Annotated in this window: 1 protein-coding gene; it reads left to right on the top strand. The window is 75.6% G+C overall.

Annotated elements, in window-relative coordinates; genetic code table 11:
* Positions 1-64: 64 nt before the first annotated feature.
* On the top strand, positions 65-1,006 hold a 942-nt coding region (locus HGA02_RS20250; protein WP_168681232.1), incomplete at its 3' end, for a phosphoenolpyruvate carboxylase.

Raw genomic sequence — 1,006 nt, 5'->3', positions numbered from 1 at the left:
CGGACCCTGCCCAGCGCCTGGACCGTGGGCGACCGCAGCGCCGGTCGGGGCCTATCTTGGCCCGGTGACTGCACCGCTTCCCCCGCGCGACGTGCGTCGCGGCCTCGCCCGGCACGACGTCCCCGAGCCGCTGCGGAACGACGTCCGCGTCCTCGGCGAGTTCCTCGGCCGGGTGCTGCGCGAGTCCGTCGGCCAGGACCTGCTCGACGACGTCGAGCACCTCCGCGAGCTGGCGATCCGCGCGCACGACGAGCCCGACAGCGACGCGCTCGAGCAGGCCGAGGCCCTCGTCGCCGGCCTCTCGCTCGAGCGTGCCGAGCAGGTCGCCCGCGCGTTCACCTGCTACTTCCACCTGGCCAACACGGCCGAGGAGTACCACCGCGTCCGCGTGCTGCGCGAGCGCGAGGCGAGCCTCGAGCCGAACGACCTGGCCCCCGACGACTCCCTGCCGGCCGCGGTCGAGCGGGCGCGCGAGGAGCTCGGCACCGACGAGGTGCGCGCGCTCGTCCAGCGCCTCGAATTCCGTCCCGTCCTCACGGCGCACCCGACCGAGGCCCGGCGGCGTGCGGTGTCGAACTCGATCCGCCGCATCGCCGAGCTCGTGGGGGAGCGCGACATCCGCTCGCGCGGCGGCATGTCGATCGCCGAGAACGACCGCCGCCTGCTCGCCGAGATCGAGACGCTGTGGCGCACCGCACCGCTGCGCGCCGCCAAGCCGACGGTCCTCGACGAGGTCCGCACGGTCCTCAACGTCTTCGACTCGACGCTCGCCGACGTCCTGCCCGCCGTGTACCGGCGCCTCGACGACTGGCTGCTCGGCGACGTGGCGGGCACGCAGGCCCCCGAGGTCCGGCCGTTCGCGCGGCTCGGCTCGTGGATCGGCGGCGACCGCGACGGCAACCCGAACGTCACCGCCGAGGTGACCCGGGCGGCCGCGACGCTCGCGTCGGAGCACGCGCTCACCGCGCTCGAGGCGTCGGCGGTGCGCACCGCCGCGGGCCTCACG

The sequence above is a fragment of the Cellulomonas septica genome, assembly GCF_012396155.1.
Classification (GTDB): domain Bacteria; phylum Actinomycetota; class Actinomycetes; order Actinomycetales; family Cellulomonadaceae; genus Cellulomonas; species Cellulomonas septica.
The sequence above is the reverse complement of the archived record's forward strand: the minus strand, read 5'-3'. Positions and strand labels throughout refer to the sequence as shown.